Source organism: Pantoea sp. OXWO6B1, assembly GCF_001641135.1.
Taxonomy (GTDB): domain Bacteria; phylum Pseudomonadota; class Gammaproteobacteria; order Enterobacterales; family Enterobacteriaceae; genus Pantoea; species Pantoea allii.
On the sequence record NZ_CM004291.1, the window covers coordinates 101,846 to 117,474 of the forward strand.

A 15,629-nucleotide genomic window follows, 5' to 3' on the forward strand; every position below is an offset into this window, starting at 1 on the left:
TTCATTTTCAGACACCTCACTCAAAGTGCAACCTACACATCGTCTTGGTCATCCCAGGGTAAGGTGCTGTACCTGGTTCTCCAGTTTTGTAAATGAAGGCGATATCTCCTTTTGCGCTCCACGATGTGATCGTATCCGCATCCCAATAGAAACTGTACTTCAGCGCCGGGCTGTCACGCCACTCCCCAAAAAGTTTGCCTACGACCGAAACCGCACCATCAGACATGTCTGATGCCGATTCAAGAGTCCCGCTAACGTCCACACATTGAACCTCGCAATAATCGCCTACTTTTACTGATTGCTCGAGTTGGGATGGGTGATACCACTTTTGTAACGTGAAACTGAAAGTCAGTGGAGTTCCGCCTGCTTTCGGCGTAGCGGTAATGGTCACCTGCCGTTCTGATGCGGGCGGCGTATCAACAATGGTATCTCCCCTATGGGTACCCTTCATGGTGACGACGCCATCGCTGTCTACATCGACCCATTTACGGTTGCTGGTCCACGTATATTTTTCGCGACCCTCTCCTGAGCCATTAATTAAAAAGTACATCTGTGCCCCACTAAAGCCAGTCTGCGGGAAACCCTGCTCGGGAGTAAATATGTGGTCCGTACCCCTGACTCCAACACCCGTAATTGACGATGTGAAGGTTATATCCTGTGTCTTACCGCCATCGCTGCTGCTGTTTTTCGCTTTGGCAGTGACTGTTACGTTTTCGGCCACCGTGTCACTGAGCCTGGTCTGCGCCTGCCCGCTGCTGTCGGTATTAATGAGTGCAGCACTCAGCTTCGCACTTCCCGTTACGGTGAACGCTACGGGAGTATTCGCAACAACTGCGCCGCTGCTGTCCTTTACCGTGGCTGTCAGGGTGGATTCGTCGCTGCCGCCCACTTTCACGCTCGTTGTGCTGGCCGACAGAGCCGTGACGGTATAGGTAGTGAACGCCGTCTGTGCCGAGGCTGTTTTCCCGTTACTCAAAGCAGCCGTAACCAAAACGGTTTCTGCCACCGTGTCGGTCAGAGTAACCTGGACCAGTCCATTTCTGTCGGTGATTCCAGACGCAGCCGAGAATTTCGCCCTTCCGTCGCCTCGTAGCATGACATCCTGGCCGGCAAGGGCAATGCCGTTTTTGTCTTTTAACATGACCGTAACCGTGTTGGTTGCCCTTCCGTCCGCCAGGGCACCGGTAGTAGCTGTGACCGATAACACCGCACTGTCGAGGTCAGTTACAAAACTACTCTCTTTCGTCAGGCTGCTGCCTGACGAAAGCTTTGCCATTACCTGGACGGTTTCCGCCACGGTGTCAGTCAGAGTGACAAGAGCCTGTCCTTTGCTGTCGGTATTGATGATCGCAGCATTCAGTTTCGCACTGCCCGTGACGCTAAACGTCACTGCTGTATTCGGGAGGGGATTGCCGCTGGCGTCGACGATGGTCGCCGTAGCTGTATTCTTATCGTTGCCCGATGCCTTCGCCCCACTGCTGACAGTCAGGTCCTTGATGCGGGCGGTTATGTTATCAGCTACAAACAGGCTAGGTGCGGTGGCGCTGTAGCCGTTTTCCAAGGTGGCCACCAAGGTCAGAGACTCCGCAGCGGTGTCGGTATAGGATACAGAGGTTTTACCACTGCTGTCGGTCTGAGCAGACTTAGCGAAGGTTGCTGTGGATTTGTCGGCCTTCCATATAATGCTCTGGCCAGAAAGTGGATTGCCGTTCTGATCCGTTACCATGGCTTGTGCCATATTAGCGGTTTTCCCATCCGCCGGGCTACCGTCAGTAATAACAACCAGGGTACCGATTCTGGCAGTGGCGTTATTCCCTGTGAAGTGCACCATCCCTTCAGCCTTGAGGTTATTCGTGGTGGCGCTGATAGCCGCGCTGCCAGCAGCTGTTGCGGTGAGATGGACCGTGGCCTTCCCGCTGCTGTCCGATGTGGACGAGGTTTCATTCATTGAGATCTTATCGGGTAGGGTCCAGGTGACTTTTTGTCCTGCCGCAGGCCGGCCGTTACTGTCTGTCAGCGTGGCCACCACCATGTCCGTGCTGTTGCCATCCGCCACGGCATTATCCTGCAAGACATCAAGCGTGATTTTGCTGACTGCAACTGTCACAAAGTGGCTGTTCTGTTTCGCGCTAATGCTGTTGCTCTGCGCCGTTACCGTTACCGTCTGTGCCTGGGTGCTGGTTAGCGTAATCGTCGCCAGACCGTTCTCATCGGTTACGGAAGAAGTCGGAGCCAAGTTGACGCTGGCGTCGAATGATGAGGCAAACCAGTTTATGGTGGCGTTCCTCACCGGCTGGCCGCTGGTATTTGTGGCCAGAACTTGCAAAATGTTCCGGCTGATACCGTCCGCAGGGCTGTTATCCGTGACCGGCGTGAGCATAAGGTGGGCTACATTTTGCTTCGGATTTTTACGGTACTGCAGAACAATCTCGTTGTTGCGGTTAACCAGGTCATAGCGGCTGCCCGCCAGAGTGCGCATGGTCTGTACGTTTTCTGGGGCAAGTTGCCACCGCCAGTCGTGACCGAAGCTCCAGTTCAAGCCGAGGCCAATCTGAGTATCATGCTGGCCTCGCCCCTGGCGCTGCTCAGCACCCAGGGTTATCAGCGGCACTGGGGTATACTCTAAGGCTGCTGTGAAGGCGTGTGGGGTTTGTTGCAGATGGTCTTTATCAAAAAGGGCCACCTGCTTACCAGAATACTGTTCCCACACAAGCTTGCCACCCAGCTGCGGATAAGTAGGCAGCCAACCTTCAACCCGAACATCGCAGCCGTTAGCGGGCTTTTCCTGCCAACTGCCGTCAAATTCGCGTGATTTGTGCCAGTTTGTGGTTCCGAGGTAGACATTAGCAGAGAGCCTGAGGTAGTCCCGCCAGGCCTCCACGCCAACACCAATACGGCGGTTATGGCCGGTAAAATCATTGTCATAGAAGGCGTTACCGCCGAACATCCAGCCGTTCTGCCAGAAGGTCCTTACACCGTAACCCAGATTGCCAGTGAGACGGTCAGATGGTTTTCGAATACCCCCTTGCATGAAGAGCAGAGACTGGCAGTCATCGTACAGAGGAACCAGCAGGTCGCCATAGGTGTGGCTCCAGTTGCCACGTCGATCCATATTAAGTTGTACGCGTGCTGTACCAAAATGGCTCAGCCACTGCTGGAGTGCAGCTCCGGCTTGACTTGTAGCCATACTCTGGGCCCTAAGTCCGGCTGCGTCGCGGTTCGCCCCATTGGTCAGGAAACTTCCGGTCTGTGACGCATATTCTGCAATCTTTTTAGCCTGCTCACCTTCTTCCGATCCAGCCTCTGATGCAGTGGGTGAAGCTGCTTTTTTGTCCTCCCATGAGATCAGTGGCACATCCACTTTATCACCGGGCTGCAGGTCGTTAAGGCCATGCACGAAAGTGCGGGACTTATTAAGTTGATGTAACTGGTCATGGGTAAGATGGTATTTTTTTTCGACTGAGGCGACCGTTTCGCCAGCTCTCAGGGTATAAACTTGCGTGCGCTGTGCGAACGATGTGGGCATGGGTTCAGCACCGACCATCAAAGAAGTGAAAGCTACTGCCAGTGTTATCAGAAAAGCGAAATGGGAGCCGACATCACACCAGAAATAATGACAAACGTGCGGTGAAACGTTTTTTTTCACTGATGAGTTTGGTAAGTTAGTGCGTATTTTTCTCATTTTATCATATCCCTTATGCAAATCGCATATCCACTTATTCGAATTTTTCGTGTTACTTGATCTATTACTGCTTTAATGCATCCTTCACAACAATTAGTGGAAAAATGAAATAACCCCCTTGAGTTAGGATAAGGTGATTTAATAACATTAAATAGCGTTTAAGACTAAATTGGAAATGTTTTTCTTTCTTTTTATCTCACATGGCTCCGTGGAAGTTTTTCTTTTTCATTTACAGGGTGATATGAGTTGCCGACTCCACTATGCTATTTTTGTTAATTTAATGCCCCTATTGTTGCCAGAAGGTTATTTAAATTTTTCATAAATTTAATGCCACAAAAAAACTCACCTCGACTGTTTAGATTTTATTTAAAATTCTAATAAAAAATAAAGATATAGAATTTTAGATTACTTAAAAGCATTTTAAATAAATGCAATTCCCTGGATTCCGTGTGGGCCAAAAAAGTGGTAGCTATCGGTAAAAACAAGTGCTTTGGGTTTAACAGCGAATGTCAATGTTGAATGCCCGCTGAGATGGTGTCGGCTGATTAGTAAAGACAGTGCTGCCGGATGTATTCCTGAAGCCCATCTATCTGCTGTCGGGCTGTTTCGATACGTTTTCTGAGGGTGTAATAATCCCGCTCAGCGGCGTTAGTAAGTCTGGTGCGGGCTGCATCATCCAGGCTGGCGGCGGAGGGGATTTTAACCGCTGGCATGGCTGCGGGATAGATGACATGGAGCTGCAGCTGCTTGCGGCCACTGGCAACATCATGCTGAAGAGTATCAATCTGAATTTTGGCATCGGCGAGTTCCTTAGTGCGTTTCCTGTCCATTTCAGCCACTGATTGCTGACGTTCCTCAAGAGTGGTAATGGTGGCTGACTGCTGACGGGTAAGTTGTAAACTTACCCGATAAGCCTGATGCCAACGTTCAGCAAGATTTTTGTAACGGTCAGTAGACCAGCCAAGCAGAAGCACAAAAATTACAAGAATTATCGTGAGATATATGTGCGCCTACATGATAAAAATAATGCCTTTTCCGCAGCACGACGCAAAATAAGCCCAGAAAGCTCCCGCCCCCCTGCTTTTGTCCATATTTCAAACTCAGCACCAGCGCCGACATAATCGCCACTATTGAGTTTGATAAGTAACGTGGACCTGACAAAATTTCGAGTACCAAGATTAAAAATGAATGATACCAGCGCATCGAACTGGTTTTGCGTCAGAGGCACCTCAATAATTGCAGCGATAGCTTCTTCAGCAACCTGACAGTTATCCATGAGCTTTACCATCGCCTCGTCTGGCGTACAATTGTCACCTTCTTTCACACCCAGTTGTGTGGCCATAGCCAATGGTCAGCACACCTGCTGGACAGCGATAAGCAGTGGTTTTAAGTCCTTCAAATTTTCTTATCAGGTCGAGACCTGTTTTAGTAACCTTCATTTAAACCCCTTAAAAGGTAGATAGCACGAAATTATAAATACTTTACCGCTGTCAGATATTAATACTGGCAGGTATTTTAGAAGGCAGTAGCGTTTCGTAGGGATGCAGGCGAGAAGCATTTTTTTGTTGAATGGCGATCTCGATACTCTGCAATTCCTTCCTGAAAGATTCAACTATATTTAACACATCATAATTCTTCGCATCAAAAATTGCATTGCCATCGCGATCAACATACTCTCCGAGATAACCATTATAAAGATTACCTAACGCAGTATAGATATCGATTTTCTTCATTGCTCGTTCTAACATGGGCAACATATCTAACCACTCATCACGAGTTGCATCGCTAATCGCGGTAGGTTTGTGATAGCTAAGTGTTCCTACCATGCCCGGTGCGTACATCATCCAGCCTGGCTGAGTGAAATTCACCGCAGCATGTTGAGCGGAACATGTAAAGATAATCATTGTTAGAACCTGAGCAAGTTCATCTCGGGTAGTTACTCTTCTGAATCCTTTTATTTTTCCGTGTTCAATAAGATCTTCCATCCAGTTATTTAACGATTTATCCGCTGCTATCTGTGCGCTGGTGATATAAAAATGATTCACATAACGGGTCACAAATTTAAGAATGGCATTCCAGATCAATAACCCATCGTCCCGGTACGGATAGTCAGGTAGTGCGTTCACGTCATCTACACCACGAATTGCCAGCTCGGTGGGCAGGAAGTGGTCGTAAAAGTTATAGTTCAGTCTGATATTAATAGATGTCTTCGCCAAATCGCCAAGTGGAGCCGCCATCAACGTATCTACGAACTGACCCGGCCCCAGCAGTGCCAGTGTCGCGTTATGATTGATTCGGTTGGTCCCTTCAAAATGCGAGATTAAGAGATCGTAAATAGGGTGACCGCTTTTCAGGTTGCGTATGGTGGCGATAGCAAACGCCTCGCACAGCAAATGTGTCAGACCAAGATGACTGGCAAGCTGGTGCTCAGTTTTATCTGCAGCCTGGATAACAAGCTTCGCCCTTTCCCATCCCCAATAATGTTCAGTATCATGTAAAGCAAGGAACATAGGATTATTGTTATCAGCATCTTGTCCACACTGGATCGCTACAGGTTTCAGACGCCTTTCCGTTCTCGATACAACAAACAGTGCCATAGCTGCGTAGGAATAGCCAATCACAGGATTGCTGTCAGTATCCGTTGCGGGTTTGGTGTTACCTTTTTCTGCTGTAGCACTACTTATATTGTTGTAATCCAGCATATAGATGCGTTTTTCTTTTAATGCTAGGGATAAGCTATCTTCGGTTCCCATCACCTGTTGATACTGAGCTTCAGTCAGTGAAAAATGAGCAGGTAACACTGTGATACCATGCAGAGAGACGGGATTACTTCCCGCAAGTCGCCCCCATGCAAAGTAATCATCATCGTGCATATGTGCAGCACTGGCAGGAATGGCTATTGTTTTATACTGTGCGTCATATTTCTTCAGCCCTGGTTCCGTTAAGCAAGACGTGGACCAGATATTAATCATCGCTTTCAATGCTGAAATTTTCGCATTTCTCTGAACAGTATATTCAGGCAATTCATTATGGAAAAATGCTTCAAACTTCTGCTGCTCAAGAGCGACAAGGTGAGTGATGACGGCGTGCTGTTCCTCCGTCAGGCTAGAAATAAGAGACGAATAGTATTGCTCGTGGTTACTTTGAATAAGTTTACCCAACGCAGTAAGCTTAACAGTATAAGAATCACGCGGATGTAATTCTTCTGGCAGATCCTGCCCAACAGGAATATCCAACATCGGTACGCCAATCATTGGTGAGAGATTTTCGGTCCAGTTATAGCTCATAAATTACCTCTTAAGAAAGACTATCATTCAATTTCAGAAAAATTATTTTTAGTTACCAATGATAAAACTGTAATAATGCGCTACAAGAAATGTTCCGGAAGTATTACCAGTTCCGCTCTGTAAATCGTAGACTTTGACGCCGCCAAAGACTTCATCGGATGTCCAGTAGACATCATCCACTTTCCAGCCCTGGCTGGTATAGGCACTCATATCCCCCCATTCAGCATAAAGCTGCTTGTAGATATCCAGGCTGACTAATGAATCGGGATGATTTTTTTTTGCGTCATTATGAGAAACCCTTTTATCACATTCTGGTTGTAATAAAGTTTCTACTTCAAGAATATACTGGTCACTTTCCCCAGTAATAGTATCAGTAGCGGTAATGATACATGGCTGGTAGGTTCTGGCTTTAATGGTCACACCTGCAGTGCGATCAAGATCGTTACCTTCTACAACAATCTCTTGGGTTGCCCCCGACCATTTCCATTCGATTTTTCCATTACTGCCCCCTACTGTGTTTAGGGTGAAGGATGCTCCCGCCCACGCCGTCTTAGGTTGCTCTGTCGTGAAGGTATGATTAGAATTGGCTGCACTGCTTATATAAAATCGGTCCGAGGTGGGTTTGAATGTCAACTTAACACTATTACTATTACTATTACTATTACTATTACTATTACTATTACTATCACTATCACTATCACTATCACCGGAAATAAAAAAAGTAGAAACGGTAATATCTTCATGAACTGTATCTGTAATGTTAGAGACAACTTTACCATTGCCATCAGTAACTGTTTTAAAAATTGACGAGTTACTTTCTTTAATTACAGAGCTGCCATTCGTCTTTATAACAACCGGCAGTGCTACTGCAGGTTCATAAGATGTTGCATTAATAAATGAGAATTCAACAGCGTTAGTCGCGCCGCCGTTTGCCTGCGCATTATCAGTAATAATACGATGTTTAATGATGTGATTTGAATGAAATTTGAATGTCATAACTATTACCCATGCAATATTTAATTAATAAAGATCATATATTAATATGAAAGACCATGTGGAAAACGTTTAAACCAAAGAGCGCAAGAAATAAATCCTGCGCTTTTTTACTTTTTAATCGTTGCGCTGACTTAACTTGGCATATCCATGAGAACTTACGGAAGGCACAAGATCTACGTGCTCTTCATTATTAATAATATTCACTACGGTTGCTTTAAGTAAAAAATCAAAAGAATTCGTCCAATAGACTGCCGTTTTATCCGTCCATCCCGAGTAATTTGACATAACCCCCCACTGAGCATAAAGGTTATGTAATTGTGCAGGAGAAGGAAGATAATGCGTATCGCCAGCTAAAGCTAAGGATTCAATCAATTCTGAAGAACCAAATGCGACATAGAAGTCTTCCAGCAAAAATCTGTATGTGATAATTTCTTTTGTATGTTTGTCAGTACCGGTAACCGTATACCTGATGCCAGCATCAGCATAATCATCAAATTTAAGAATAACACCTCCCCGCAGATTAGACTGCACGGCAAGTCCTGAATTATCCACCGTCCAGTCAACTTCACCGCTGCCTCCGCTGAACATAATCCTGAACTCCGCACCAATCCACGCTACTGTTGGATTTCCAAGAGAAAATTGCTTATCGGTTAACGTTGAAACTTCGGTAATTATTAGTGGATCTCCCCCCGTAAACGTAATCGCCTGCGTCCTAGTCTGATTACCAGGGATGGTTACAACAACCGCAACAGATTCAGGAGTGGTGTCAGTGAGATAGGCGTTGCACACACCCGTTGTGTCAGTCTGAGCCGTGTAAACTTTACTGCCATTATCAAACTTTGCGCTTCCTCCAGTCGCTGAAAAGGAGCAGGTAACACCTGATACAGGTTGCATTGTTGTCTTGGAACGTACTACCGCCTGCAACTGATTTTTCGCAACTCCATTTGCTTTAGCCTTATCGACAATTACATTAAGATCCAGCTCATTATCAGCAGGAGTAGCATTGGAAAACGTAGATTGCGCCATTTGCAATACGCTGGCATCGGACTCAACAACCGCAACGATTGTAACCGATTCAGTAATCAGATCAGTGAAGGAGACACTCACGATACCAGTAGAGCCTGTTACTAAAGTATTTTTTTGCTGACCATTATCGAATTTTGCACTCCCTGAAATACTGAAGACAATGCGTACGCCGGAAGCATAAGTATTTCCTGACATAAGTTTTGCCATGGCTGTATTTACGGCCACACCATCAGCCTGAGCACCAGATGTTGCAGTTAATGTTAATTGGTAGTTCATTTTTCGCCCCTCGATTTAGGCCCTATTTAACACTTTCTCAGTATTGAGATTAGTTAAATTAAGATCATAACAATTAATTTTTCTAACATTCATCATATTATATAAAATAATCCCAAGCCAATAGGTTACATGCACATCATGATTGAATGTATTTAAATTTCAAACAGAAATAAGTATTTTTATTTATGCCACCTGATTATGCAATGCTGAAAATTACACATTACTTTATTTCCACAAATAAGAATCAAGATTTTTTGATTCGTGCCCCATAATTTGGGAGTGACCTGAATGCCAGATAAAGTCGGTTAATTGAACCTGATGATTCGGGCAGCGACAGTTCAACACCCACGGTTTCCGAAGCGTTGTTTATGATATCAATTTCGGCAGATTTGTCCGAGTTCAGTAAAATATCAGCAGAATTGCTATGATAACCATCAATAATAGCATTGCCGCTAACGCTAACCCGAACGCGCGTTATAGTGGCACCGAGACCCGATACTTCGGCTGTTTTGAGATATATTGAGCAAGGTGTTATCCCATTGGCCGGCGCACCCGTAGAGTAGTTAAGATACTGGATATTACCGATTCCCTTAAAGTATGGCCCAAAACGAACAACCTGCTGAACGGTAACACCAGGGTTACACATTATTTCAGCGCTGATTACATCATTACCTTGTTCAGCAGAGCGGACTTTAAAACTGCTCTCTGCTGATTCATTCAATATGAACTGATAAGTTCCTGTGCCCGACTCATCAAAAACAGCATCGCCTACTGCCGATAAAATGACAGCGGATCCGGGAGGACCTTTAACCACCCCATGATTAAACGGATTAAGATGAATGGCTTCATAATCTGTATTTGCGGCCCCTGTTGAAATTATCATACTGGGTTGCCTGTCAATGTCGGTCAAATTAAGAATCGCTTTGCCAATTTCTGATACGCCCAGTACGGCTCCTTTTCGCCTTACCTGATAACTTGCCGTCACAACTGCTTTGTCCATAAGATGTTCGAGTTTTTTTTGCGGAATTAAAAATGTAACTCCCGCACTGATATCCGTGGCCAGTATTGTGTAACTATCGATACCACCTTCTGTAATATCACCGTCAGCACTCACCCCCTTCCAGAACAGGAGGACGCTATCATTTATCATTATGCCGTTATATGGGGCAACATGAACGTGGGTGCCCGCATTTGCTGTAATGCTACTCTGGTTTATTAAACCACCGATAGCATCAGCAAAAACTGGTGCCGGATATATTACATCCGGTTCGCCGTCAATAATTTTGACATTGAGCCCGATAGAAATCCCCTTATTACCAGCATTGTCCGAAACGGTAAAATTAACGCAGTGGAAACCGAGCCCTAAATTGACGGTTATTACTCCAATAGCGGGGAAATCCTTGGATAAATTATCAATGAGTGCTTCTAAAACAGGTTCATCATCCCAGAACACGGTTAAATAATCACCGCGTGCAGCGTCCTCATATTGATGAATACGAAAGAACACCCCGCCTGCGACTTTCAGGTCATTCAGACTGATGGAATAGTCTGACGTCATCTGAGGTAAGTCCGGTGGCGGAAGCAGATTGGCAATATTTACCATACATACTCCTTTTAGTCAGGATATAAATTCCTATTTATATCCTGACTCTTTCTTAAACCTTGTTGAAATGAGGTGGGACCGTATCAATAATCAATGATTTGCTAAAAGATGAGCCGGATACCGATACGGACCCTTCTCCTTTAACGGTAAACCAAAAATAACCGCGGACATCATCGAAGGTATCCTTGTTATCAGTAACCATATTTTTTGGTAGAGTCAGGGAAATCTTGCGGTTTTCAATATCTTTTTGTACAACCACACAGGTGGCGACAGATTTTGTTGCGATAATTTCGGTCTGATGATTCTTGTCAAATACCCGCATGTAAAGGGTGATGGTATTTCCTGCAAAAATATTGGCTCCCTCTGACTCCCTGCTCTGTGGTAATAAAATTTCCACCTTAACGCCCTTGTCAGCTACGTCTTCATAGTTTATTGTATTGTCCGTAATTTCGGGGAATCCTGGAACATCATAAATTGGGTTGACATATGTTCCTCCGGTTACGGTTATTGCAAGAGGTTGAGAATAGGAAACGTTTCGTGCAAGGTCAGTTACTGTGTAATAAATTGTATAATTACCATCTGCCAACACTTCGGTTTCTGCAAAAACGTTTTTAACGTTGATTATCCATGGAAATGTGTCGCTTGTACCATCATCAACACGTGAAATAGAATCCTTTCCCCAATAAAAATTATAGTAATCTCCGGAAGATGGGTCATCGGTGTGGCGTAAAACCATCGCCTGAACTAAGCCTTTAACATCTTTTTCATTCAAAATTCCATTTTTAGCCTGTGGTACAGTAGGAGCATTTAGTTCAGAGGAGTAAAAACCGACGTTAATTTTGGTTGACATTTCGCTGCCGTCATCCAGGGTGGCGGTAATAATTACAGATGCCTTATCGACGCTGGTCACTGTATTTTGAGCGTAACCTTCAGCAGACGTAGTGCTGGTTTTTTCTCCAAGTTTAGTTGTGGTGCTGGAAGACTGGAAAGTCCAGTTGATCTTCACACCCTCTTTTAATTTACCATCATCGACGTCAAAGACTTTTGCGACCAGATTAATAGTTTCACCTGGGGCAACGACCGGAACTTTAGAATCAAGCGTAATTTTATTAGTCATAATATATTTTTACCTTATATAAAAATTTCAACTAACACTTTGGGATTTTAACCCCTACTGAAAAGATGCTCACTGACGACAAGTCTGTGAATAAATCTTTATTCTCTGTAGCCTGTTTTCCAGTGTGGTGCGTGGGAAACAGGTAAGCCGGGTTTCAGGAGTACAGTTAGCTATATTTATTTCCCGATACTTTTCAGATGTCAATATTTCAAATTCTTTTTTCCAGCGATGAATGCTGTGACCTGTAGGATTGTTCAGGCCTGAATGTTTTCCATGCCAGTGAAGGCCTTTTTCAATCGAGCAATCAAAACCTAAGAGAATAATGTCTACAGCCCCTAAGCTTATGGCTAGAAAGATTGCCATCATTCCGGAGTTGAAGGTTCCCTCAATAGTTCTTTCAAAATAACTTATGCCATATTTCTGCGCTGCATTTTTACTACATGTCCATCTCTGCGCTTGAGAGTTAATAAGATTATAGTTATTAGCCCACCACGCATCATCGCCTGCAAAAATGTACTGACATTCTGGGTATATCATCCAACTGGAATTAACTGTGATTACCGGGATTTTATGATCGCGCAGGCGATAAATATCATCACAACACAGCGAAGGTCCTGATGCACATACAGCAATAATTCCTTCTGACATGATTCATTTCCGTTACTCGTTAGTACCATGATGAGTCCGTCGGCAGAAAGCATAACTGCCTATACCATCGCGGCCGAGCTCACTCTCCCCCATATTAAACTCAACACAGTCGAATCCCTGAACGCTAAACCAGCGCATTAGCCCATCATGTGTCCAGTACCAGATATGTTCGTCTCGACGATAATGACGGGATAAAAGAATATGCTCGGCATTTTCAAATATGGGGAGCGAAACAAAAACCCACTTTGCTGCATGAAGTACAGCGAGATCAGGTTGATCTATATGCTCAAGGGAGTCCCAGAAAGAGAGTGCCGGGTAGTAACCAGAGTACAGTTCAGCCCATAACCCATTTCTAATCAGCCACTCAACTGCTGCTGGATTGATGTCATAGCCGAATGTATCAGGCCTGGACGACACAAACTGACCAGAGCCAATGCCAATATCCAGTAAAGTCCCCTGATAATGCCGCGAGATTAAATCTATGCGAGCATCTGTAAGACTATGCCCCATTGAAGTATTACTCATGGCCTGATACCTTGTAAAATAGCCCTCGTCATAGGGTCTTTCAGGAGGGACGGGGAAGTGTCCTATTCCTAGTTCAGGAAGCCAGACCAGGCCGGAATGAAGTTCATTATTAAAATATTCCACAGTTATTATCCTTTTCTATCGAGGCTTCAACCCGTTCAATGAACGGCGTCACCCGGGCGGGCAAATTACTGATAAATTTATTACAGTTATGCTTCATAGCCTGACAGCGGCAGTAGTTATCAGGATAAATAAAAGCCATCTGGGATAAATCCATGCAACTATTGTCAGTCACTTTAGAATGGTGATTATTACCTCCGCACCCACCCTGAAGGCATATTGTAGGACGCTTGTATGCAATAGCAGCCAGCATAACAACTCCGACGCCTGTAACTACAATATCGGCACGCTGAACAAGAGCAAACATCTGAGAAATGGTTAGCTCGCCGTGGTGCAGTTTCTGATGAGCGAAAGGTTCAGCGTCCGTTATCCACTCAAGACCGACTTCTGTATCCGCAATACTAATGACATGCCAGCCCCGAAAAGCGAGAATCTTGGCAACACAGTCAACGTACTCATTGAGAGGTCCCCGTGCTGAGTTATGCCATTCAATCCGCTCAGTAGTAGGTCGGATGAGTGCGATAGGTTTATTATGAGAAAGTCCAATATCGGGCAAAAAAAAATTTGGCAAATAAATCCTCGCGGGTGGAATGCCGAAGCGGCGTTCCATCGCATTAAAAATACTGCCATGCTTTAGGTCTAAGTCACCATAAAAAATACGCCGACATTGTATTTCATAAGGTACTGACTCAAATGTCACCTCCGTAATATTTTCATTTTTATTTTGAGTACGCAACTTGGAGTACGCTCGGACATAATGAATATTACTTAAACCCTCGTAAATTTCTGGTAAAGGTGTTTTTATCCAGACCCCTTGGCCTTTTTGTGTTAACTGTTTTATAAAACAGCGCTGAATAATGTTGTCTCCAATGCCGGACATTCCCTCTATATATAGATTAGACATAATTTCTCTAAAGTAACTTGAATACGGCGCAGTAATCTACTGCCAATCTGAACATAACGCACTTTTGAAACTCGTTAACGGCAACTGCTAAAGAATAAAATTTCACCAGTTCCTCTGCGTAAAAACAGTTGACCCTCTCACACCTCGGAATAATTTATCCAGTCTTTTTTAGAGAAGGTGGTAAGTAATTTGAGATTAGAGGTCAAAAACCTTGAAGCTCAACAGGTAATCTAGATACTTTTGTTGACCATATTGTTTGAGTAAAAACCCTCAAAAAATCATATAAAATATATTATTAATAGTTGATGGTAGCTGGCTTTGAACAAAAACCCATCGCACTCCGTCTTTCCAAAATACTATGGTTAACACACGGTAAATTTAAATTTCAGTAGCCTGATCAATCATCTTTTTGCTGTATTTTATTTTCAACTACTAAATTTATTCGGGCCATAATATTAACAATAACCGTAACAATGAGAGCGCTGCATAAAAAAGCGCCGATAACACGGTTATCACAGAACACGCCCGGAAAAAATATCTTTATTAACTCAAGTGTTGCATCCCCACCGACTATCCCCATGGCAAAGGAAATAAAAAAAGCCACCGACTGCCGGAAGCGGTCAAAGTGACGCTGCGTAATAATGTACGCCAGTGCACCAGAAAGTGAAGCAACTATTACACTTAGGTCGTCATGAATACTGAGAGCTAAAGACATCCTTCTGCCCCTGTAAAATGATTGCAGTATCCGGGGCGTTCCGGTAATACCCGCCCGTCCTCATTAAGTATGCATGCTGTCTCTGAAATATACTGTACGCGCATTAACCATACTAAACCAATGGATATTATCGATCATTTAACCCATCTTGATAGGTAAAAGCTATTGAATATTTATTAAAGATCGTTGTAAACGATTAGTTTTTGTCATGGATTTAATAAGAACTGGTTAACTGTACCCTGAAGCGAGACTACTCACCGCAGTGCAAAAGCCATAAGTTACAACACCCATTTCAACCACGCCTGTTCCATCCTTCTTCGCTTGGCGGCCGGGGCAACTCAAGTGCGGCTAAATTCACCTTAAAGATTGCGGGTAAATGTGGATAAAAAATCTGGCGGTCGCGATTCTGGCCTCGACCGCCATAACATGCGCAGAAAAGTGGAAGTTCAGGCATGAAAAAGAGCCGAACCGGACGCTTGGAACAAGCGACTTTACCGCCAGTGAAGGCGGTTAATTGAGGAACGGTGTGTCAGTGAAAAACGTCGGGCGGTGCCAGCTCACAACCGAGGCCCAGGATCCAGCTGGTTAAGATAGTACCAGACCATGCGTTCGAAGCCGTCACCATCGATGTTCATCAGCTCGTGATTCGGACGTGTCAGGATTAGCCAGCTGGCCATCGCCTGCCGCCGCTCGTCCAGCGTAAGTCTGCTGAGGAGTTTTCTGTGCTTCT

12 protein-coding genes and 1 pseudogene are annotated in these 15,629 nt (G+C 44.7%); 1 reads left to right on the forward strand and 12 read right to left on the reverse strand.

Annotated features, from left to right (window positions below; all coding sequences use genetic code 11):
• Positions 1 to 16: 16 nt before the first annotated feature.
• From A6A26_RS01740 to A6A26_RS01790, 12 genes and pseudogenes are all read right to left on the reverse strand, one after another.
• Positions 17 to 3,682, reverse strand: a complete 3,666-nt coding sequence (locus tag A6A26_RS01740; RefSeq protein ID WP_082875131.1) for an Ig-like domain-containing protein — start codon at positions 3,680 to 3,682, stop codon at positions 17 to 19.
• Between the two features lie 545 nt (positions 3,683 to 4,227).
• Positions 4,228 to 4,656 (reverse strand): lysis protein, encoded by a 429-nt coding sequence (locus A6A26_RS25320; protein ID WP_172823877.1) that lies wholly within the window; start codon positions 4,654 to 4,656, stop codon positions 4,228 to 4,230.
• A gap of 14 nt (positions 4,657 to 4,670) precedes the next feature.
• Positions 4,671 to 5,121: pseudogene (locus A6A26_RS01750) on the reverse strand (lysozyme).
• Between the two features lie 51 nt (positions 5,122 to 5,172).
• Entirely contained in the window at positions 5,173 to 6,969 is a 1,797-nt protein-coding gene (locus tag A6A26_RS01755; RefSeq protein ID WP_063877190.1) for a lipoxygenase family protein, read from the reverse strand.
• Between the two features lie 48 nt (positions 6,970 to 7,017).
• Positions 7,018 to 7,965 (reverse strand): hypothetical protein, encoded by a 948-nt coding sequence (locus A6A26_RS01760; RefSeq protein ID WP_063877191.1) that lies wholly within the window; start codon positions 7,963 to 7,965, stop codon positions 7,018 to 7,020.
• A gap of 114 nt (positions 7,966 to 8,079) precedes the next feature.
• A complete protein-coding gene (locus A6A26_RS01765) occupies positions 8,080 to 9,267 on the reverse strand; it encodes an Ig-like domain-containing protein (protein ID WP_063877193.1) in 1,188 nt (395 codons plus the stop codon).
• A gap of 244 nt (positions 9,268 to 9,511) precedes the next feature.
• Positions 9,512 to 10,870, reverse strand: a complete 1,359-nt coding sequence (locus tag A6A26_RS01770) for a hypothetical protein (RefSeq protein WP_063877194.1) — start codon at positions 10,868 to 10,870, stop codon at positions 9,512 to 9,514.
• A 52-nt stretch (positions 10,871 to 10,922) separates the two neighbouring features.
• Positions 10,923 to 11,987 carry an Ig-like domain-containing protein gene (locus A6A26_RS01775; RefSeq protein ID WP_063877195.1) on the reverse strand — a complete coding sequence of 355 codons (1,065 nt, stop codon included), beginning with the start codon at positions 11,985 to 11,987 and terminating at the stop codon, positions 10,923 to 10,925.
• 69 nt (positions 11,988 to 12,056) lie between these two features.
• Positions 12,057 to 12,635: a motility associated factor glycosyltransferase family protein gene (locus A6A26_RS25325; protein WP_156506627.1), complete on the reverse strand. Its 579-nt coding sequence runs from the start codon at positions 12,633 to 12,635 to the stop codon at positions 12,057 to 12,059.
• A 12-nt stretch (positions 12,636 to 12,647) separates the two neighbouring features.
• Positions 12,648 to 13,283: a methyltransferase domain-containing protein gene (locus A6A26_RS01780; protein WP_063877196.1), complete on the reverse strand. Its 636-nt coding sequence runs from the start codon at positions 13,281 to 13,283 to the stop codon at positions 12,648 to 12,650.
• The gene (locus A6A26_RS01785; protein WP_082875132.1) at positions 13,270 to 14,184 is read right to left on the reverse strand and encodes a glycosyltransferase family 9 protein; all 915 of its coding nucleotides are present in this window, start codon (positions 14,182 to 14,184) and stop codon (positions 13,270 to 13,272) included. Before A6A26_RS01785 ends, A6A26_RS01780 begins: the two co-directional genes overlap by 14 nt.
• A 397-nt stretch (positions 14,185 to 14,581) precedes the next feature.
• Positions 14,582 to 14,899 (reverse strand): putative holin, encoded by a 318-nt coding sequence (locus tag A6A26_RS01790; protein WP_063877197.1) that lies wholly within the window; start codon positions 14,897 to 14,899, stop codon positions 14,582 to 14,584.
• Positions 14,900 to 15,275: 376 nt separating this feature from the next.
• Here A6A26_RS01790 and A6A26_RS25330 point away from each other — a divergent pair, with 376 nt between their 5' ends.
• The gene (locus tag A6A26_RS25330) at positions 15,276 to 15,413 is read left to right on the forward strand and encodes a hypothetical protein (protein WP_156506628.1); all 138 of its coding nucleotides are present in this window, start codon (positions 15,276 to 15,278) and stop codon (positions 15,411 to 15,413) included.
• Positions 15,414 to 15,629: the final 216 nt, after the last annotated feature.

Excerpts from the sequence above, each read along its gene's own strand:
- A6A26_RS01755 (WP_063877190.1), bottom strand. The coding sequence starts at position 6,969 with ATGAGCTATAACTGGACCGAAAATCTCTCACCAATGATTGGCGTACCG.
- A6A26_RS01740 (WP_082875131.1), bottom strand. The coding sequence starts at position 3,682 with ATGAGAAAAATACGCACTAACTTACCAAACTCATCAGTGAAAAAAAAC.
- A6A26_RS01790 (WP_063877197.1), bottom strand. The coding sequence starts at position 14,899 with ATGTCTTTAGCTCTCAGTATTCATGACGACCTAAGTGTAATAGTTGCT.
- A6A26_RS25325 (WP_156506627.1), bottom strand. The coding sequence starts at position 12,635 with ATGTCAGAAGGAATTATTGCTGTATGTGCATCAGGACCTTCGCTGTGT.
- A6A26_RS01760 (WP_063877191.1), bottom strand. The coding sequence starts at position 7,965 with ATGACATTCAAATTTCATTCAAATCACATCATTAAACATCGTATTATT.
- A6A26_RS01765 (WP_063877193.1), bottom strand. The coding sequence starts at position 9,267 with ATGAACTACCAATTAACATTAACTGCAACATCTGGTGCTCAGGCTGAT.
- A6A26_RS01785 (WP_082875132.1), bottom strand. The coding sequence starts at position 14,184 with ATGTCTAATCTATATATAGAGGGAATGTCCGGCATTGGAGACAACATT.
- A6A26_RS25330 (WP_156506628.1), top strand. The coding sequence starts at position 15,276 with ATGTGGATAAAAAATCTGGCGGTCGCGATTCTGGCCTCGACCGCCATA.
- A6A26_RS01770 (WP_063877194.1), bottom strand. The coding sequence starts at position 10,870 with ATGGTAAATATTGCCAATCTGCTTCCGCCACCGGACTTACCTCAGATG.
- A6A26_RS01775 (WP_063877195.1), bottom strand. The coding sequence starts at position 11,987 with ATGACTAATAAAATTACGCTTGATTCTAAAGTTCCGGTCGTTGCCCCA.